General features: G+C 72.8%; 16 protein-coding genes. 7 read left to right on the forward strand and 9 right to left on the reverse strand.

The window, feature by feature from the left end; all coding sequences use genetic code 11:
• Nucleotides 1–530: 530 nt before the first annotated feature.
• From IH25_RS0131925 to IH25_RS0131945, 5 genes are all read right to left on the reverse strand, one after another.
• Nucleotides 531–983 carry an NUDIX hydrolase gene (locus IH25_RS0131925; RefSeq protein WP_030618676.1) on the reverse strand — a complete coding sequence of 151 codons (453 nt, stop codon included), beginning with the start codon at nt 981–983 and terminating at the stop codon, nt 531–533.
• Nucleotides 984–1088: 105 nt separating this feature from the next.
• Nucleotides 1089–2249, reverse strand: a complete 1161-nt coding sequence (locus IH25_RS0131930; protein WP_030618679.1) for an acyl-CoA dehydrogenase family protein — start codon at nt 2247–2249, stop codon at nt 1089–1091.
• Between the two features lie 5 nt (nt 2250–2254).
• Entirely contained in the window at nt 2255–3196 is a 942-nt protein-coding gene (locus IH25_RS0131935; protein ID WP_030618683.1) for a hydroxymethylglutaryl-CoA lyase, read from the reverse strand.
• Complete coding sequence (locus IH25_RS0131940; protein ID WP_030618686.1) at nt 3193–5109, reverse strand: ATP-binding protein; 1917 nt, start codon at nt 5107–5109, stop codon at nt 3193–3195. Before IH25_RS0131940 ends, IH25_RS0131935 begins: the two co-directional genes overlap by 4 nt.
• Before the next feature lie 11 nt (nt 5110–5120).
• Nucleotides 5121–6737 (reverse strand): carboxyl transferase domain-containing protein, encoded by a 1617-nt coding sequence (locus tag IH25_RS0131945; protein ID WP_030618689.1) that lies wholly within the window; start codon nt 6735–6737, stop codon nt 5121–5123.
• Nucleotides 6738–6833: 96 nt separating this feature from the next.
• On the opposite strand from IH25_RS0131945, the gene IH25_RS0131950 reads away from it, so the two are divergent.
• The 3 genes from IH25_RS0131950 to IH25_RS0131960 all read left to right on the forward strand — a co-directional run bounded on the left by IH25_RS0131950 (nt 6834) and on the right by IH25_RS0131960 (nt 10381).
• On the forward strand, nt 6834–7430 hold the full coding sequence (locus IH25_RS0131950) for an SACE_7040 family transcriptional regulator (protein WP_030618691.1): 597 nt from the start codon (nt 6834–6836) through the stop codon (nt 7428–7430).
• A gap of 883 nt (nt 7431–8313) precedes the next feature.
• Nucleotides 8314–9471, forward strand: coding sequence for an acyl-CoA dehydrogenase family protein (locus tag IH25_RS0131955; RefSeq protein WP_030618694.1), 1158 nt, complete (start codon nt 8314–8316; stop codon nt 9469–9471).
• A 34-nt stretch (nt 9472–9505) separates the two neighbouring features.
• Nucleotides 9506–10381 carry an acyl-CoA thioesterase gene (locus IH25_RS0131960; protein WP_030618697.1) on the forward strand — a complete coding sequence of 292 codons (876 nt, stop codon included), beginning with the start codon at nt 9506–9508 and terminating at the stop codon, nt 10379–10381.
• Nucleotides 10382–10591: 210 nt separating this feature from the next.
• On the opposite strand, the gene IH25_RS41405 is transcribed toward IH25_RS0131960, so the two are convergent.
• The 3 genes from IH25_RS41405 to IH25_RS0131975 form a co-directional block, all read right to left on the reverse strand.
• Nucleotides 10592–10957 (reverse strand): hypothetical protein, encoded by a 366-nt coding sequence (locus tag IH25_RS41405; protein ID WP_030618700.1) that lies wholly within the window; start codon nt 10955–10957, stop codon nt 10592–10594.
• Nucleotides 10958–11111: 154 nt separating this feature from the next.
• Nucleotides 11112–11900 carry a phosphatase gene (locus IH25_RS0131970; protein WP_030618703.1) on the reverse strand — a complete coding sequence of 263 codons (789 nt, stop codon included), beginning with the start codon at nt 11898–11900 and terminating at the stop codon, nt 11112–11114.
• Nucleotides 11901–11978: 78 nt separating this feature from the next.
• On the reverse strand, nt 11979–13490 hold the full coding sequence (locus tag IH25_RS0131975) for a PucR family transcriptional regulator (RefSeq protein WP_037656022.1): 1512 nt from the start codon (nt 13488–13490) through the stop codon (nt 11979–11981).
• Between the two features lie 173 nt (nt 13491–13663).
• Here IH25_RS0131975 and IH25_RS0131980 point away from each other — a divergent pair, with 173 nt between their 5' ends.
• Genes IH25_RS0131980 through IH25_RS0131995 form a run of 4 tightly spaced genes read left to right on the forward strand, consistent with a single transcriptional unit; the run spans nt 13664 to nt 18520 of the window.
• On the forward strand, nt 13664–15124 hold the full coding sequence (locus tag IH25_RS0131980; protein ID WP_030618707.1) for a sodium:solute symporter family protein: 1461 nt from the start codon (nt 13664–13666) through the stop codon (nt 15122–15124).
• Between the two features lie 56 nt (nt 15125–15180).
• Nucleotides 15181–16161 carry an agmatinase gene (speB, locus tag IH25_RS0131985; RefSeq protein WP_030618710.1) on the forward strand — a complete coding sequence of 327 codons (981 nt, stop codon included), beginning with the start codon at nt 15181–15183 and terminating at the stop codon, nt 16159–16161.
• The gene (locus IH25_RS0131990) at nt 16158–17843 is read left to right on the forward strand and encodes a thiamine pyrophosphate-binding protein (RefSeq protein WP_030618713.1); all 1686 of its coding nucleotides are present in this window, start codon (nt 16158–16160) and stop codon (nt 17841–17843) included. Before speB ends, IH25_RS0131990 begins: the two co-directional genes overlap by 4 nt.
• A 53-nt stretch (nt 17844–17896) precedes the next feature.
• Entirely contained in the window at nt 17897–18520 is a 624-nt protein-coding gene (locus IH25_RS0131995; protein WP_394298457.1) for a GntR family transcriptional regulator, read from the forward strand.
• Nucleotides 18521–18571: 51 nt separating this feature from the next.
• On the opposite strand, the gene IH25_RS0132000 is transcribed toward IH25_RS0131995, so the two are convergent.
• Complete coding sequence (locus tag IH25_RS0132000; protein ID WP_030618719.1) at nt 18572–18928, reverse strand: peptidase inhibitor family I36 protein; 357 nt, start codon at nt 18926–18928, stop codon at nt 18572–18574.
• Between the last annotated feature and the right edge of the window lie 152 nt (nt 18929–19080).

Here is a 19080-nt window from a genome sequence, read left to right on the forward strand (position 1 = left end):
GGCGCGGCAGGGCTGGGCCCAGGGAGGTGGGTTATGGACAGGTATTTCCAGAACTAGCCACCGGCCGTATCGGCCAGCGCCCCGGCGAGGCCCCGGCCATCGAAAGACCGGAAGGGGCACCGTGTGGCCGAGGCCCCCGAAGGGGGGCCTGTTTGACTTGCTGGTCCGCCCGCCGTGACGGCCGTCAGACGCCGAACCGGCCCGGCGTGCAGGCGAGGCGCGAGCGCGTATCCCTGACCCACGATGCGGACGTAGCCGACGGCAGGGGCCAACCAAGTTCAGCCGGCCACTTTCCCCTGGCCGCCCGCTCGCTTCTTCCCCGTGCTGGAGTGAGGTGTGTCAAGGGTGGGCCGCAGGCCCATCGGCGCAGCCGACGCGCAAGCGCCCTTGACTCACCTCACGGAAGCACGACACTGACAGAGAAGCGGGCGGCCCCACGGCACCCATGGCAACCCCGGCCCAGCCCGACCCACGCGTTCGACCAGGGCAGACCGCCCACCGGACAAGTGGGGTCGGGGTCCCCCCGGGGATCAGGGCCGGCAGCCGGCGGACACCCCGCTCGCGAGAAGCAGCGCCAAGGGCCCGCCCTGCAAAAGGAAGCGCCCCTCGCCCACGGCCCTGAGCGCGTCGTCCATCGCCCACCACATGAGCTTGAAGTCGGCCTCCCACGGCATGAGTTGCTGGTGCCCACAGGTGAGCTGCGTGGCCTGGAAGAGGTGCACCCGGGCGACGGAGTCGAGTGACATGGCGTACGAGCCGAGAGGCCGCCAGGACCGGGCGGTGATGCCCGCCTCTTCCCGGAGCTCGCGGCGGGCGCACTGCTCCGGCGTCTCGCCCGCCTCGGCCTTGCCCCCGGGCAGGAACAGGTACTCGCCCCCATGCCGGGGGAACTCCGCGGTCAGGACGGCGACCTGTCCGTGGTCGTCACGGGCGACGACCACGGAGGCGTCGGACTTCGCGTCAGCGGCGTGTGCTTGGGCCATACCCGGTGAGCGTAGTGCCGGGGCCCCTCAGAGTGGCGGCGAACGGCGGCCCCACGGCACCCGTGGTGGCCCCGGCCCAGCCCGGCCCGCGCGAGCGGTGGCGTCTCAGCCCACCAGCCCCAGTTCGCGGGCGATCAGCATGCGCTGTACCTCGCTCGTGCCCTCGCCGATTTCCAGGATCTTGGAGTCGCGCCACATGCGGGCCACCGGGTACTCGTTCATGAAGCCGTAGCCGCCGTGGATCTGGGTGGCGTCGCGGGCGTTGTCCACGGCGACCGTGGAGGAGTGGAGCTTGGCGAGGGCGGCCTCCTTCTTGAAGGGTTCGCCCGCGACCAGGCGGGAGGCCGCGTCACGCCAGGCAAGGCGGGCCGTGTGGGCCTTCATCTCCATGTCCGCGATCTTGAACTGGATGGCCTGGTTGGCGCCGATCGGGCGGCCGAAGGCGTGACGTTCCTTCGCGTACTTCACCGACTCGTCCACACAGCCCTGGGCCAGGCCCGTGGCGAGCGCGGCGATGGCGATGCGGCCCTCGTCCAGGATGCGCAGGAACTGGGCGTAGCCGCGGCCCTGTTCGCCCAGCAGGTTGGCGGCCGGGACCCGGACGTCCTGGAAGGACAGCTCGCGGGTGTCGGAGGCGTTCCAGCCGACCTTCGAGTAGGGCGCCGCCACCGTGAAGCCAGGGGTGCCGGACGGCACGATGATGGCCGAGATCTCCGGGCGGCCGTCCGGCTTGTGGCCGGTGACCGCGGTGACCGTGACCAGACCCGTGATGTCCGTGCCCGAGTTGGTGATGAAGCACTTGGTGCCGTTGATCACCCACTCGTCGGTGTCCGGGTCCAGCCGGGCCGTCGTACGGGTCGCCCCGGCGTCGCTGCCGCCGTCCGGCTCCGTCAGGCCGAACGCCCCCAGGATCTCGCCCGCGCACAGGCGGGGCAGCCACTGGCGCTTCTGTTCCTCCGTGCCGAACAGGTGCAGCGGCATCGCGCCGAGCGAGACGCCGGCCTCCAGGGTGATCGCCACCGAGGAGTCCACCCGGGCCAGCTCCTCCAGGACGAGGCCCAGTGCCAGGTAGTCGCCGCCCATCCCGCCGTACTCCTCCGGGAACGGCAGCCCGAACAGGCCCATGCGGCCCATCTCGCGGACGATCTCGTACGGGAACTCGTGCCGCTCGTAGAAGTCGCCGATCTTCGGCGCCACGACATCGTGCGCGAACTCCTCGACCGTACGGCGGAGTTCCTCCAGCTCGGGGCTGAGACGGTGGTCCATGCTGATCACTGGTCCTTGTGGGAGAGAGCGCGGACGGTACGGGACGGGCTGGGCCGGCCCAGCTGTTCGGCCATCCACACGCTGGTGGCGGTCAGACGGCCGAGGTCGACCCCCGTCTCGATGCCGAGGCCGTGCAGCATCCAGACGAGGTCCTCGGTGGCGAGGTTGCCGGTGGCGGACTTGGCGTACGGGCAGCCGCCGAGCCCTCCGGCGGAGGCGTCCACGGTGGTGACGCCGTGCTGGAGCGCGGCCAGGGTGTTGGCGAGCGCCTGGCCGTAGGTGTCGTGGAAGTGCACGCCGATCGCGTCGGTCGGCACGCCCCGCTCGTTCAGCAGCGCGAGCAGCGCCTGCACCTGGCCCGGGGTGGCCACTCCGATGGTGTCGCCGAGGCTCAGCTCGTCGCAGCCCATGTCCCGCAGCGCCCCGCACACCCGCGCCACCTGGGCGGGCGGCACCGGACCCTCCCACGGGTCGCCGAAGCACATGGAGACATAGCCGCGCACCCGTACGCCCTCGTCCTTCGCGTGCCGCACCACCGGTTCGAACACCGCGAGGGACTCCTCCAGCGTGCGGTTGAGGTTGGCCTTGGCGAAGGACTCGGTGGCACTGGCGAACACCGCGACGTACTCGGCGCCGAGGGCGAGCGCCCGGTCCAGGCCGCGCTGGTTGGGCACCAGGACGGGAAGAGCCGCGTCCAGGTCCTTGACCTGGGGGAACAGCTCTTCGGCGTCGGCGAGTTGGGGGACCCACTTGGGGTGGACGAAGCTCGTCGCCTCGATGGTGGTCAGGCCCGCGCCGGCCAGCCGGCGGATGAACTCGGCCTTCACCGCCGTCGGGACGGCCGTCTTCTCGTTCTGCAGCCCGTCGCGCGCGCCCACCTCGTGGATCCGCACCCGCGCCGGCAGGCCCTCGGCCGGTACGGTCATGGGCAGTCCCTCGGTGCTCATCCGGCCGCCTCCTCGTGCGGTGCGATGACGGCCAGCACCTGGTCCATGGCGACCGTGCTGCCCGGGGTCACGTCCAGTTCGGCGACCGTGCCGGCGTGCGGGGCGGAGATGACGTGCTCCATCTTCATCGCCTCCACCACCAGCAGGCTCTGGCCCGCGGTCACCTCGTCGCCGACGGCCACCTTGACCACCGTGACCGTGCCCGGCATGGGAGCGGTGAGGGAGTCGGCGCCCGCGTGGGCGGCACGGTTCAGGGACGCGGCGACCGGGTCGTGGTCGCGCACCTGCCAGGCGTCGCCGTCCCGGCCGAGCCAGTCGCCGGCGCGGCGGAAGGTGTGCCGGACGCCGTCCAGGGTGACGCTCACCCGGTCACCGGTGACGGTGTGCTCGCCCCGGGGGGTGTGGGCGACGGGTTCGCGCACCCGCAGATGGAAGACGGGCGGCTTCGGAGTGCCGCCCAGCCGCCAGCCGTTCGGCACCGAGAACGGGTCGGTCCAGCCCTCCGTGCGCGGCCTCAGCGCCTCCAGCCGTACGGCCGCCGCCGCCTCGTACACCTCCTGAGGCACCTCGGCGGGGACCAGGTCGTCCACCACCCGCTCCACCAGCCCGGTGTCCAGGTCACCGGCGACCACCGCCGGATGGGCCAGCAGCCGGCGCAGGAACCCGGCGTTGGTCTGCACGCCCAGCGTGACCGTCTGGGCCAGGGCCGCCCGGAGCCTGCGCAGCGCGGTCGCGCGGTCGGGGCCGTAGGCGATCACCTTGGACAGCATCGGGTCGTACAGGCTGCCCACCTCGGTGCCCTCGCTGAGCCCGGAGTCGGTGCGCACGCCGTCGCCCTCGGGCTCGTCCAGCAGCAGGACCGTGCCGCCGGAGGGCAGGAAGCCGCGCGCGGGGTCCTCGGCGCAGATCCGGGCCTCCACCGCGTGCCCGGTGAGGGTGATGTCCGACTGGCCGAAGGGCAGCGGTTCGCCGGCCGCGACCCGCAGCTGCCACTCCACCAGGTCCAGTCCGGTCACCAGCTCGGTGACCGGGTGCTCCACCTGGAGCCGGGTGTTCATCTCCATGAAGTAGTACTGCGACGGGTCGCCGCCCGGGACGATGAACTCCACCGTGCCCGCGCCCCGGTACCCGCAGGAGCGGGCCGCCTGCACGGCCGCCTCGCCCATCGCGGCCCGGGTCGCCTCGTCGAGGAGCACGCTCGGCGCCTCCTCGACGACCTTCTGGTGGCGCCGCTGGAGGGAGCACTCGCGCTCGCCGAGGTGCAGCACGTTGCCGTGGCCGTCGGCCAGCACCTGGATCTCGATGTGCCGGGGCCGGTCGATCCACCGTTCCACCAGCAGCGTGTCGTCGCCGAAGGAGGTGCGGGCCTCCCGGCGGGCGGCGGCGATCTCCTCCTCCAGCACGGTCAGGTCCCGCACCAGGCGCATGCCCTTGCCGCCCCCGCCGGCCGACGGCTTCAGCAGCACGGGCGCGCCCAGGGCGCGGGCCGCCTCGGCCAGCTCCGGGTCGCGGCCGCCCGGCACCACCGGCACCCCGGCCGCCTCGACCGTCTCCTTGGCCCGGATCTTGTCGCCCATCAGCGCGATCGCGTCCGCCGGCGGGCCGATGAAGACCAGTCCCGCCTCCTCGCAGGCCCGCGCGAAGGCCGCGTTCTCGGCGAGGAAGCCGTACCCGGGGTGGACGGCCTGGGCGCCGGTGCGGGCGGCGGCCTCCAGCAGCCGCTCCACCGACAGATAGCTCTCGGCGGCCGGCGCCGGGCCGAGCCGCACCGCCGTGTCGGCCTCCCGTACGTGCCGCGCGTCGGCGTCGGCGTCGGAGAAGACCGCCACCGAGCGCACGCCCAGGGCGCGCAGCGTACGGATCACGCGTACGGCGATCTCGCCCCGGTTGGCCACCAGCACTGTGTCGAACACGGTTCCCCTCCTCACATCCGGAAGACGCCGAACTGGGGGTCTCCCAGAGGCGCGTTGGCGCAGGCCGTCAGGGCCAGTCCGAGGACCTGACGGGTGTCCAGCGGATCGATCACGCCGTCGTCCCAGAGCCGGGCGGTGGCGTAGTAGGCGTTGCCCTGGCGCTCGTACTGGGCGCGGATCGGCGCCTTGAACGCCTCTTCCTCCTCGGCGGGCCACTCCTCGCCGCGCCCCTCCAACTGGTCCCGCTTGACGGTCGCCAGCACGGACGCGGCCTGCTCGCCGCCCATCACGGAGATCTTGGCGTTGGGCCACATCCACAGGAAGCGGGGGGAGTAGGCCCGGCCGCACATCGAGTAGTTGCCCGCGCCGTAGGAGCCGCCGACCACCACCGTCAGCTTCGGCACGCGCGTGCAGGCCACCGCCGTGACCATCTTGGCGCCGTGCTTGGCGATGCCCCCCGCCTCGTAGTCCTTGCCGACCATGAAGCCCGAGATGTTCTGGAGGAACACCAGCGGGATGCCGCGCTGGTCGCACAGCTCGATGAAGTGGGCGCCCTTCTGGGCGGACTCGGAGAACAGGATGCCGTTGTTGGCGACGATGCCGACCGGGTGGCCGTGAATCCGGGCGAACCCGGTGACCAGGGTCTGCCCGAACTCCGCCTTGAACTCGGCGAACCGGGAGCCGTCGACCACGCGCGCGATGATCTCGCGGACGTCGTAGGGGGTGCGGGAGTCGACCGGGACGGCGCCGTAGAGCCCGTAGGGGTCCACCTTGGGTTCGACGGCCGGCCGGACCTCCCAGGGCAGGGACTGCCGGGCGGGGAGCGTGGCCACGATGTCCCGGACGATCCTCAGGGCGTGCGCGTCGTCCTCGGCGAGGTGGTCGGTGACCCCGGAGACCCGGGAGTGCACCTCGCCGCCGCCCAGCTCCTCGGCGGTGACGACCTCGCCGGTGGCCGCCTTCACCAGGGGCGGCCCGCCGAGGAAGATCGTGCCCTGGTTCCGTACGATCACGGCCTCGTCGCTCATCGCCGGGACGTACGCCCCGCCCGCCGTGCAGGAGCCCATGACGGCCGCGATCTGCGGGATGCCCGCGCCGGACATGCGGGCCTGGTTGTAGAAGATCCGGCCGAAGTGGTCCCGGTCGGGGAAGACCTCGTCCTGCATCGGCAGGAAGGCCCCGCCGGAGTCGACCAGGTAGACGCACGGCAGCCGGTTATCCAGGGCCACCTCCTGGGCGCGCAGGTGTTTCTTGACCGTCATCGGGTAGTACGTGCCGCCCTTGACCGTGGCGTCGTTCGCCACGATCACGCACTCGCGGCCGCCGACCCGCCCGATCCCGGCGATCACGCCGGCGGCCGGGGCCTGCCCGTCGTACATCCCGTCGGCCGCGAGCGGCGCCAGCTCCAGGAAGGGCGAGCCCGGGTCGAGCAGGGTGTCCACCCTGTCCCTGGGCAGCAGCTTGCCGCGCGCGGTGTGCCGGGCGCGGGCCTTCTCGCCGCCGCCGAGGGCCGCCGCGGCGAGTTTGCCGCGCAGCTCCTCCACGAGTGCGAGATGGGCCCTCTCGTTGGCCCGCCAGCCCTCCGACGCGGGATCGGCCGCGCTGTGAAGCTCCGGTGCCTCCTGCATCCTGCGGTCCCCTCACCGGTGTCCGAACCTGTTAATGAGCGTTAACCATTTCCCTCAGGTTAACGACCGCTAACGTCGCTGTCTAGAATTGACGGCATGGCCAGCAGAACCGACGCCCCGACCCGCCGCGAGCAGATCCTCAAGGAAGCCGCCCGGCTCTTCGCCGAACGCGGCTTCCACGGTGTCGGCGTGGACGAGATAGGCGCCGCGGTCGGCATCAGCGGCCCCGGGCTGTACCGGCACTTCCCGGGCAAGGACGCGATGCTCGCCGAGCTGCTGGTCGGCATCAGCGGACAGCTGCTCACCGGTGCCCGGCGCCGGCTGGCGGAGGCCGACGGGACCCCCGCGAGCCGCGTGCTGGACTCCCTGATCGAGGGCCACATCGACTTCGCCCTGGACGACCGCCCGCTGATCACCCTGCACGACCGCGAGCTGGACCGGCTGCGCGACAGCGACCGCAAGCTGGTGCGCCAGCTCCAGCGGCAGTACGTGGAGCTGTGGGTGCAGGTGGTCCGCGAGACCTACCCGGGCCTGACCGAACCGGCCGCCCGCTCGGCCGTGCACTCCGTCTTCGGCCTGCTCAACTCCACCCCCCACCTCGGCCGCGCCGGCACGCTCCCCGGCCGGGGGACGACAGCGGCCCTGCTGCACCGGATGGCGCGGGGGGCGTTCGAGGCGGCGGGGCGGGAGTAGCGGCCGGGGGGAGCAGCCGTACGGCTGTCTCCCTTGCGGGGCGTCTCGGGTGTTCGGGGGGCCGTCCGCCGGGGCCGGGTTGGCACCGCCTGCCGTTCCTGTCCGGGCGCCTGCGGCCCGCCGCCTGTGGGTTTCCTGGCCTGGCCTGTTGCCTGCTGCCTGCCGCCCCTGTCCGTCGCCTGCGGCCTGCGGCCCCTGTCCGCGGCCTGTGGCCCGCGGGCTGCCCGCCGCCTGTCGCCCCTGCCTCCCGCCCGCCGCCGGTCGCGCCGGACCGCCGCCCGTGGTGCCCGGCGCTGGAAGGGCCGCCGCCTGCCGGTTGTGCGCCGTGTCCCGGGGTTTGGCCTGCCGGTTGTGCGTCGTGTCCTGGGGTGGGGCCTGTCGGGCGTGCGTCGTGTCCTGGGGTGGGGCCTGTCGGGCGTGCGTCGTGTCCTGGGGTGGGGCCTGTCGGGCGTGCGCCGTGTCCTGGGGTGGGGCCTGTCGGGCGTGCGCCGTGTCCCGGGGTGGAACCTGTCGGGCGTGCGCCGTGTCCCGGGGTGGGGCCTGCCGGTTGTGCGCCGTGTCCCGGGGTCTGGCCCGTCGGGCGTGCCTCGCCTCCCGGGGTCGGGCCCGTCGGGCGTGGCCCGCGCCGACTCTCGCGCCCGGTGTGCCGTCGGTGCGCGGCCGGGTGCCGCGGGGGCTCTTCCTCGGTGCCGGGCCACGTCCGGGAGCACCGGACCGTACGTGTCCTCGCGCCGCCGGGCCGTGTCCCCGCGCGCCGTCGTCGCGGGCGTGACGAGCATTACGGCGCAACCCCCCTGGACGGGATTCCGTACTCGCCGGTACGGTGAGTGAGCAAGCGCTTAGACATGCTCGAAGTCATGCCGAGGTACGTGGAGGTGGCGGCGTGCGCCGTACGGTGTTCAACGAGGATCACGAGGCGTTCCGGGAGACCCTTCGCGCCTTCATCGAGGCCGAGGTCGTCCCGGTCTACGACGAGTGGTTCGCCGCCGGCCAGGCGCCGCGCGACTTCTACTACAAGCTCGGCGAGCTGGGCATCTTCGGCATCAGCGTGCCCGAGGAGTTCGGCGGCGCGGGCCTGGACACCCACAAGTTCGAGGCCGTCCTCTACGAGGAGACCGCGCGCGCGGGCGTGCAGTTCGGCGGCTCCGGCGTGCACGTGCTGCTCGCCCTGCCCTACATCAAGATGCTCGCCACCGAGGAGCAGAAGAAGCGCTACCTGCCGAAGTTCGTCACCGGCGAGGAGATGTGGGCCATCGCGATGACGGAGCCGGGCACCGGCTCCGACCTCGCGGGCATGAAGACCACCGCCAAGCTGAGCGAGGACGGCACGCACTACGTCCTCAACGGCGCCAAGACCTTCATCACCGGCGGCGTGCACGCCGACAAGGTGATCGTCTGCGCCCGCACCTCCGCGCCCACCGCCGAGGACCGCCGCCACGGCATCTCGCTGTTCGCCGTGGACACCAAGTCCGAGGGCTACTCCATCGGCCGCAAGCTGGACAAGCTGGGCCTGCGCACCTCCGACACCGCCGAACTGGCCTTCGTGGACGTCAAGGTGCCCGTCGAGGACCTGCTCGGCGAGGAGAACAAGGGCTTCTACTACCTCGGCCACAACCTGGCCTCCGAGCGCTGGGGCATCGCCTTCGGCGCCTACGCCCAGGCCAAGGCCGCCGTCCGGTTCGCCAAGCAGTACGTGCAGGAGCGCACCGTCTTCGGCAAGCCGGTCGCGCACTTCCAGAACACCAAGTTCGAGCTGGCCGCCTGCCAGGCCGAGGTGGACGCGGCCGAGGCCGTCGCCGACCGCGCGCTGGAGGCGCTGGACGCCGGCGAGCTGACCCCCGCCGAGGCCGCCTCCGCCAAGCTGTTCTGCACCGAGGTCGCGCACCGCGTCATCGACCGCTGCCTCCAGCTGCACGGCGGCTACGGCTACATGAACGAGTACCCGATCGCCCGCCTGTACGCGGACAACCGCGTCAACCGCATCTACGGCGGCACCAGCGAGATCATGAAGACGATCATCGCCAAGGACATGGGTCTCTGAGGACGCCGGGCCCCGGGCGGTATACCTGCACGTCATGAGCCAGGCACTCCAGGACCTCCTCGATCTGCTCGCCCTGGAGCAGATCGAGGAGGACATCTTCCGCGGCCGGTCCCGCCCCGCCGTCGTCCCGCGCGTCTTCGGCGGGCAGGTCGCGGCGCAGGCGCTGGTCGCCGCCGGGCGCACGGTCCCCGCCGACCGGCCCGCCCACTCCCTGCACGCGTACTTCCTGCGCCCCGGCGACCCGGGCGCGCCGATCGTGTACACCGTGGACCGCATCCGCGACGGCCGGTCCTTCACCACCCGCCGGGTGGTCGCCGTCCAGCACGGCAAGCCGATCTTCCACCTCTCCGCGTCCTTCCAGACGTACGAGGACGGCCTGGAGCACCAGGCGCCCATGCCCGCCGCGCCCGACCCGGCCACCCTGCCCACCTCCCGGGAGCGGCTGGGCGGCTACGGCCACCTCGCCCCCGAGGTCGTCGAGCGGTTCCTCGAGGCCCGCGAGGCGGTCGACCTCAGATACGTGGACGAGCCGCCGTACGGGCGCTACGGCGAGCCGCGCGAGCCGCGCTCCCAGGTGTGGTTCCGCGTCAACGGCAAGCTCGACGGCGACGACCCGTTGCGGCACGTCGTCCTCGCCACCTACGTCTCCGACATGACCCTGCTCGACTCCGTGCTGCTCGCCCACGGGCGCGGCGGCTGGGCCGTCGGGGACGTCGTCGGGGCGTCCCTGGACCACGCGATGTGGTTCCACCGGCCCTTCCGGGCGGACGAATGGCTGCTGTACGACCAGGAGTCGCCGTCCGCGTCCGGTGGCCGGGGCCTCGGTCAGGCCCGCATATACACGCAGGACGGGCGGCTCGCCATCACCGTCATCCAGGAGGGCGTGGTCCGCGTTCCGAGACAGCCGTGACGGATGTGCCGCTCGGGATGACTTGTGGCGTATGTCCGATTAGGCTCTCTGGGTGAAGGGCCGCAGTGAACGCCCATGCGTTCATTCTGCTGCGGTGACACCTGAAGACCGCGCCGCATCTTCCTCATCGGTCGCGGCGACGGCCATCCACCTCGCGCTTTCCCCCGGGAAACGTGAGAGACGATGGAGATGGAAGGTATTCCCATGCGATCACAGCGCACGAGGCGTCTTGTCGCGTTGTCCGCCTCCGGTCTGCTGCTGGCCGGCGGAGCCGCGTTCGGCACGGCCGCGACGGCCTCCGCCTCGGACTACGGCAGCGACAGTTCCTACAGCCGGTCCCACGATGACCATGGCGGCGGCTGGTGGGACGACGATGACGACGACTACGGCTACGGTGGCGACCACGGTGGCTACGGTGGCGACCACGACGGTGGCTACGGCGGCGGCGACCACGGCGGCTACGGCGGTGGTGACCACGGTGGCGGCGGTGGCCACGGCGACGGTGGCGGTCACGGCGGTGGCGGCGGTCACGGCGGTGGCGGTGGCGGCGGCCACGGAGGCGGTGGTGGCGGTCACTGATCCGGTCTGAACAACCGAACACCGAGTGCGGCCCCGTCGACGGGGCCGCACGTCGTTTCCGCGGCCGGGGTGACGAGCCGTCAACCCGGTTCCACCCGGCCGGTACCGACGATCCGTCAGCCCGGCCCCACCCGCTGGTACCGACGATCCGTCAGAGCAGTCCCGCCCCGGCCAGCAGATACGCCGTCATCGGGTCATAGTGACGGGGGCTGACCACATGGTCGTCCAGCGGGACCACCACCTGTACGGTGCCCTCCGCCTCGGCGAGGAAGAGCGCCGGGTCGTTGCAGTCGGCGTACCCGACGGAGTCCACGCCGTGCTGTCCCGCGTATCCGGCCCAGCCGTGGTCGGCCACGACCAGGTCGGGCAGCGGACGCCCCGCGCGCTCGAGTGCGGTCAGGATGGCCCGCATCGGCTCCCCGGAGTGGGTGTGCCACAGCGTCGCCCCGTGTTCCAGCACGGCCACGTCCGCGAACTGCATGACGTACCCCTCCTCCGTGCTCAGCCCGTCCGGGATTACCACGATCTCGCAGCCGGCGGCGCGCAGCGCGGCGGCCGTGGCCCGGTGCACGTCCAGCAGCCCGCCCGGGTGCCCGGTGGCGAACAGCACCCGCTCGCGCCCCTCGGCCGCCTTGCGCAGCCGCGCCGCCATCCGGTCCAGCGCGTCCACGGTCAGCTCGGGGTCGATGGTGTCCTGCCCGTACCGGTACTCCGGGTCGTCGTTGACACCCACCCGCTCGGCCATCACCGCGAGCACGTCCTGCTCGTCCGTCCAGCGGTCGCCCAGCTCCAGGCCGAGCCAGAAGCCGCGGACACCGTTGGCGAGCTGACGGTAGTGGGAGAGGTTGTTCTCGCGGGGCGTGGCGACGTCCCCCGCGATGCGGGTGCGCACCAGATGGTCGACGAGCTGGGCGCGGCTGGGTGTCCCGGATATCGGCATGGCTCCCATTGTGGGGCAGCGGGCGGCGCCGGTCCCCGGGATATCGCCCGCTGGGACGGGGGTCACGCACCGGCGCGGTCAGGGGTGGCGCAGGGCGAACCACAGCTCCATGCGTACGTCCGGGTCGTCCAGGTCGGCCTCCAGCAGGGCCGCGCACCGGGCGACGCGCTGCCGCACGGTGTTGCGGTGCACGCCCAGCGCCACCGCCGTACGGTCCCAACTGCCGTGCAACGACAGCCAGGCGCGCAGGGTCTCGGCGAGCGCGGGCCGCCCGGCGAGGGGGGCGAGCAGGGTACGGGCGTGGGTCTCGGCCTCCGCCGCCGGCACCAGGTCCGCGAGCGCCGGCCGGGCGGCGTGCCGCAGCAGCGGGGCGCGGGTGGCGCGGGCCCGGGCCAGGGCGCGGGCGGCCTGGGTGTCGGCGGCCGGCCACTCCCGGGGCCCGGCCGGGGCGCTCACCCCGAGGGTCCAGCCGGGCTGCGGCTGCGGTACCCGGTCGGCGGGCACCAGCACCCGTACGACCTCGTCGGCGAGGTCGACCAGCGGCGAGCCCAGGGCGGCGCCGAGCGCGGAGGCGGCGACCGGGTCCGGGGCCTGGGCCTCCGGCCGGGCGTGCACGACGAGCCACCGGCCGGCGCCGAGCAGCGGGGCCACCTCCTCGGGCGGGGCGCCGAGCAGCAGCCGCACCAGCGCGGAGGACCGGGCCGCGCCGGCCCCGCTGTGGTGCTCCCCGGTCAGCAGCGCCAGCAGCACGGCGGCGACCGACGCGATGGTGTGGTCCCCGGCCTCCCGCCGGGCGCTCGCCACCCCGAGCACGAATCCCTGCCCGGCCCCGAGCGCGTAGACGGCGAGGTGCACACCGCCGTGGGTGTCGGTGGCGGAGGCGGGATGCGAGGGGGCCTTGGCCGGGTGGGAGGCCGGCCTGACCACGTCGACCAGCCCGGCCAGGGCCGCCCGCACCTCCCCGGGTGTCTCCCGCCCCGCCGCCGCGACCTCCGTGCCGTCCGGGCCGTAGAGGACCGCGCGGCCGGACAGGCGCCGGGACAGCCGGCGCAGGACCGAGGGGATGGGGTCGGGGCGGGCGGCGGCCGCCGCGAGGCTCTGCTGGGCCTCGGTGACGCGGCGCAGCTCGGCCAGCCGGGCCTGGGCCATCAGCTGCCACACCGCGCGGGCCACGGCCGAGAACGTGGTGTGCGGCGGCACCTCCAGCAGCGGCAGGCCCCGCTGTTCGCAGGCGGCGACCAGGGCGGGCGGGACCGTGTCGTGCACCGGGGCCACCCCGAAGCCGAGCGCCGCGCCGCCCCCCGCCACGATCCGGGAGACGTAGTCGGCGAAGTACGCGCCGGAGTCCGCCGCCTGAGGGATGTGCACCCCGGCCGTGAGCAGCAGCTCGCCGCCCAGCAGGTAGGGGAAGGGGTCGGCCATCTCCGAGGTGTGCGCGCCGTGGATCACGGTCCCGGCGTCCGCGGGCCCGGCGATCTGCCGCAGGGCGAGGTCCTCCCGGGCCAGCAGCGCCTGGAGCGGCACCGGCGGTGTCGGCGGCACGGCCGGTGCCGGGGTGATCGTCTCCGACATGGTGTGCGAACCCTCCATCCCACCCCGTTCCCGTGGATGAAACGTACACTTCGCAGTCGCTTTCCGGCCACCTACTGTCAAGTGAGCACGGCAGCCGCGGGTACGGGCGGATGTCCCCGCGAGCCGCTGCCGAGGGAACCGAAGGATCTGCACGACACGCCACCGGACAGTGCGCGAAGGAGGGCCGCCCCATGGCCGTCGACTACACAGTGATCGTCGTCTATCTCGCCGGCATGCTGGCGATGGGCTGGTGGGGCATGCGCCGCGCCAAGTCCAAGAGCGAGTTCCTGGTGGCGGGCCGCCGCCTGGGCCCGGTCATGTACTCCGGCACCATGGCGGCGATCGTGCTCGGCGGCGCGTCCACCATCGGCGGCGTGGGGCTGGGCTACCAGTACGGCCTGTCCGGCGCCTGGATGGTCTTCACCATCGGCCTGGGACTGCTCGCCCTGTCCGTGTTCTTCTCCGCGCGCATCGCCCGCCTGAAGGTCTACACGGTCTCCGAGATGCTGGACCTGCGCTACGGCGGCCGGGCCGGCGTGATCTCCGGCGTGGTCATGTGGGCGTACACCCTGATGCTCGCGGTGACCTCCACCATCGCCTACGCCACCATCTTCGACGTGCTGTTCGACGTGAACCGCACGGTCGCGATCGTCCTCGGCGGCGCGATCGTCGTGGCGTACTCCACCCTCGGCGGGATGTGGTCCATCACCCTGACCGACATGGTGCAGTTCGTCGTCAAGACGATCGGCGTCCTGCTCCTGCTGCTGCCCGTCGCGGTGGTCAAGGCGGGCGGCTTCGCCGAGATGAGGGCGAAGCTGCCGGCCTCCTACTTCGACCCGCTGGGCGTCGGCGGCGAGACCATCTTCACGTACGTGCTGATCTACACGTTCGGCATGCTGATCGGCCAGGACATCTGGCAGCGCGTGTTCACCGCCCGCAGCGACCGCACCGCCCGCTGGGGCGGCACGGTGGCCGGGACCTACTGTCTGGCCTACGCCCTCGCCGGCGCGGTGATCGGCACCGCCGCCAAGGTCCTCTACCCGGACCTGGGCAGCCCCGACGACGCGTTCGCCACCATCGTCAAGGATGAACTCCCCGTCGGCGTGCGCGGCCTGGTGCTGGCCGCCGCCCTGGCCGCCGTGATGTCGACCTCCTCCGGCGCCCTGATCGCCTGCGCCACGGTCGCCAACAACGACATCTGGTCCCGGCTGCGCGGCCTCGGCAAGCGCTCCGGAGAGGAACACGACGAGGTCGCCGGCAACCGCGCCTTCATCCTCGTCATGGGCCTCGCCGTGATCGGCACCGCGATCGCGCTGAACGACGTGGTCGAGGCGCTCACCGTGGCCTACAACCTGCTCGTCGGCGGCCTGCTGGTGCCCATCCTCGGCGGCCTGCTGTGGAAGCGCGGCACGGCCGAGGGGGCGCTGGCCGCCGTCGCCGTCGGCGGCCTGGCCGTCATCGGCCTGATGGCCGGCTACGGCATCCTCGCCAACGAGCCCGTCTACTACGGCCTGCCGGCCTCCCTGGTGGCCTACGTCGCCGTCTCCCTGGCCACCCGGCCCACCGACGAGGCCGTGCTCGCCGCCTGGCGCGAGCGCCTCGCCGGACGGTCCCCCGAACTTGCGTCCGAAACGGTCCCGGCTCACCAGTAGAGTCATAGGAAAAGCAGTACATGCGCGACGAAGCGCGAGAAAGAAGGCATTTCACGATGAGCAGCAACGAGACGCCCCGCGGCCCCGTCGACTCCTCCCGCGTCCCGCGGTACGCCGGCCCCGCGACCTTCGCCCGGCTGCCCCGCCTGGACGAGGTCGGCACGGCCGATGTCGCCGTGGTGGGCGTGCCGTTCGACTCCGGCGTCTCGTACCGGCCCGGCGCCCGCTTCGGCGGCAACGCCATCCGTGAGGCGTCCCGGCTGCTGCGCCCGTACAACCCGGCGCAGGACGCCTCCCCGTTCGCCCTGGCGCAGGTCGCCGACGGCGGCGACATCGCGGTGAACCCGTTCAACATCAACGAGGCCGTGGAGACCATCGAGGCCGCCGCCGACGACCTGCTCGGCACCGGCGCCCGCCTGATGACCCTCGGCGGCGACCACACCATCGCGCTGCCGCTGCTGCGCTCGGTGGCGAAGAAGCACGGCCCGGTGGCCCTGCTGCACTTCGACGCCCACCTGGACACCTGGGACACCTACTTCGGCGCCGAGTACACCCACGGCACCCCGTTCCGGCGCGCGGTGGAGGAGGGCATCCTCGACACCTCGGCCCTCTCCCACGTAGGCACCCGCGGCCCGCTGTACGGCAAGCAGGACCTCACGGACGACGAGAAGATGGGCTTCGGCATCGTCACCTCCGCGGACGTCTACCGCCGGGGCGCCGACGAGATCGCCGACCAGCTGCGCCAGCGCATCGGCGACCGCCCGCTGTACATCTCCATCGACATCGACTGCCTGGACCCGGCGCACGCGCCCGGCACCGGCACCCCCGAGGCGGGCGGCATGACCTCCCGCGAGCTGCTGGAGATCCTGCGCGGCCTGGCGTCGTGCAACCTGGTCTCGGCGGACGTGGTGGAGGTCGCCCCGGCGTACGACCACGCCGAGATCACCTCGGTCGCGGCCTCCCACACGGCCTACGAACTGACCACCATCATGAGCCGCCAGATCGCCGCGGCCCGGAAGGACGCTGAAGCGAAGTGACCCACGACCACGACCTGGTACTCCGCCCGACGCCGGCGCAGATCACCGCCGCCCTGAACCCGCCCCCGGGGCGCAACGGCGGAGACCTGGTCGTGGAGACGCTGGCCGGGCTCGGGGCGACGACGGTCTTCGGCCTGCCCGGCCAGCACGCCCTCGGCATGTTCGACGCCCTGCGCCGCTCCTCGCTGCGCTACGTCGGCCTGCGGGTGGAGAACAACGCGGGCTTCGCGGCCGACGCGTACGGCAGGATCACGGGCGAGGCGGCCCCGCTGCTCCTCTCGACGGGGCCGGGGGCGCTGACGTCGCTGGCCGCGCTCCAGGAGGCGGCGGCGGCGAGCGCGCCGGTGCTGGCGATCGGCAGCCAGATCCCGGTCGCGGGCCTGGGCGGGGCCCGCAAGGGCTACCTCCACGAACTGCCCGACCAGGCGGCCTCGTTCCGGGGCGTGGTGAAGTCGGTTCACACGGTCCGCAGTCAGTCCCAGATCCCGTCGGCGATCGCGGCGGCCTGGAAGTCGGCGCTGACGGCCCCGCACGGCCCGGTGTGGGTGGAGATCCCGCAGGACGTGCTGCTGGCGGAGACGTCCCTGCCGGTGGTGACGGCACCGGACGCGACGCCGGACGACCTGCCCCCGCGTCCCGAACTGACGGCGCTGGCCGCCCACTTGCTGTCCCGCGCCGAACGCCCGGCGATCCTCGCGGGCGGCGGGGTCGTACGGTCGGACGCCTCGGGGAAGCTGCGGCTGCTGGCGGAGAGGCTGAACGCGCCGGTGGCGACGACGTTCGGCGGCAAGGGCGCGTTCCCCTGGAACCACCCGCTGTCCCTCCAGTCCTGGCTGGAGGACCGCCACACGACGGACTTCCTTCAGGACGCGGACGTCCTGCTGGTGGTCGGCTCGGGCCTGGGCGAACTCTCCTCGAACTACCACACCTTCGCCCCCCGGGGCCGGGTGATCCAGATCGAGGCCGACCTCGGCAAGCTGGAGTCCAACCACCCGGCCGTGGGCATCCACGCGGACGCCCGCCTGGCCCTCCAGGCCCTGCTGGAGACGGTGGAGGACCGCCCGGACACAACGGCACGGGAGCGCGTACGCGAGCTGCTGGCCAGGGTGGCGGCCCGCATCGACGCGCAGGACCGCACCCTGGAACGGAACGTACTCTCAGCGGTCCGCCAGGCTCTGCCCGCCGACTCCCCGTCCTTCTGGGACATGACGATCCTGGCGTACTGGGCCTGGTCGGCGTTCGACGCGCAGGGCCCGAACCTCATGCACTCCGCCCAGGGCGCGGGCGGCCTCGGCTACGGCTTCCCGGCGGCCCTCGGCGCGGCGGCGGCCGACCCGACCCGCCCGGTCCTGGCGGTCTCCGGCGACGGCGGCGCCCTGTACTCGATCGCCGAACTGGCCACGGCCAGGCAGTACGACCTCCCCGTCACCTGGCTGATCATCGACGACGGCGGCTACGGCATTCTCCGCGAGTACATGACGGACGCCTTCGGCGCACCGACGGCCACGGAACTCCACCGCCCGGACTACGTGGCCCTGGCGGAGTCCTTCGGGGTGACGGGCGTACGCACGACCCCGGAAACCCTGCGAGAGGACTTGGCAAGGGCCCTGACCACCCCGGGCCCGTCGGTGGTCGTACTCCCGGCGGTCTTGCGGATGTTCGCGCCTACTCACCTGGGTTGAGCAAGGGCACGCATCCCCATTCCGGCCGTCGGGTATCTCTTCTTCGGAAACGTCTGGAGACATCGGGAAACGTCTGGAGATATCCGGAGAAGAGGTCTGGATTGAGCGGCCACGAGACGGTGCGGCAGCCCGAGCACCAGCGGGCCGGGGCGGAACTTCGCCGCCGGGGCGTCCAGCGGCTCGCGCGGGAGCGCTGGGCCGAGGGGCGGTCCATCTGGTCCGCCGACATCGGGGACCGGGAACTGGTGGTGGACTCCGTCGAGGTGACCGAGGAGGCGGCGCCCGCTGCCGTGGCGGCAGTCCTTGGACTCGGTGAGGGCGCGCACGCCTGTGTCCGGCGGCGCCGGTTCGTGCTCGACGGTAAGCCGGTGCTGCTGTCCACGTCCTATCTGCCGGCCGCGCTCGTCGCGGGTACGGCGATCAGCCGGGCGGAGACCGGGCCGGGAGGCACGTATGCGCGGCTCGCGGAGTTGGGGCGCGGGCCCGTGCGGTTCCGGGAGGAGGTCCGGTCGCGGATGCCGGGTGCGGAGGAGGCCGGGCGGCTGGAGTTGCCGGCGGGTGTGCCGGTCGTGCTGATCGCGCGCACCGCCTTCGACGCCGAAGGGTTCGCGGTCGAGGTCAACGAGATGGTGCTGGACTCGTCGGCCTATGTGCTGGAGTACGACTTCGAGACCTGAGGGCGCCAACTGCCTCCTCAGTCCTCGAAGTCGGTGCGCGGACGGCGCGGGTCAGCAGCCGTTCGGGCCCACCCCGTCGATCCGGCCGCCGAAGTCGCTCAGGTAGCGGGAGCGCCAGTCGCCGTTGAAGACGTCTCGCTTCTCCACCGGGCCCCAGTTGATGAAACACGCGCGGGTGGAGGAGACGAACGAGCCCACGTGGTCGTGGAGGAACGACGGCATGTCGCGGTAGCCGCTGCGGGCCGTCCACTCCCAGGAGGAGCCGCCGAAGTTCTCGCCGCTCCAGAAGCAGACCGAGCCGTCGGGGCAGGAGGGCTGGGCGGCCTTGGCCGTCGCGGTCTGGGTGGGCAGGAGTACGGCGGTCAGGGCGAGGGCGGCGGCCAGCGTCCAGGAGCGGAGCTGCTTCATATGGCTCTCCAGAGGGGGGAGTCGGGGTGGCCGGCAGGACGGTGCGCCGGGCATCGTCATGGTGAGGGCAGGCTGTCCTGACACGCCCGGCGGTCGCGGCCCCGTCCCCGGTGTGAGGGAAGAAGTGGGACTAGTAGGACCAATTCGGTAAG

The sequence above is a fragment of the Streptomyces achromogenes subsp. achromogenes genome (assembly GCF_000720835.1).
Classification (GTDB): Bacteria; Actinomycetota; Actinomycetes; order Streptomycetales; family Streptomycetaceae; genus Streptomyces; species Streptomyces achromogenes.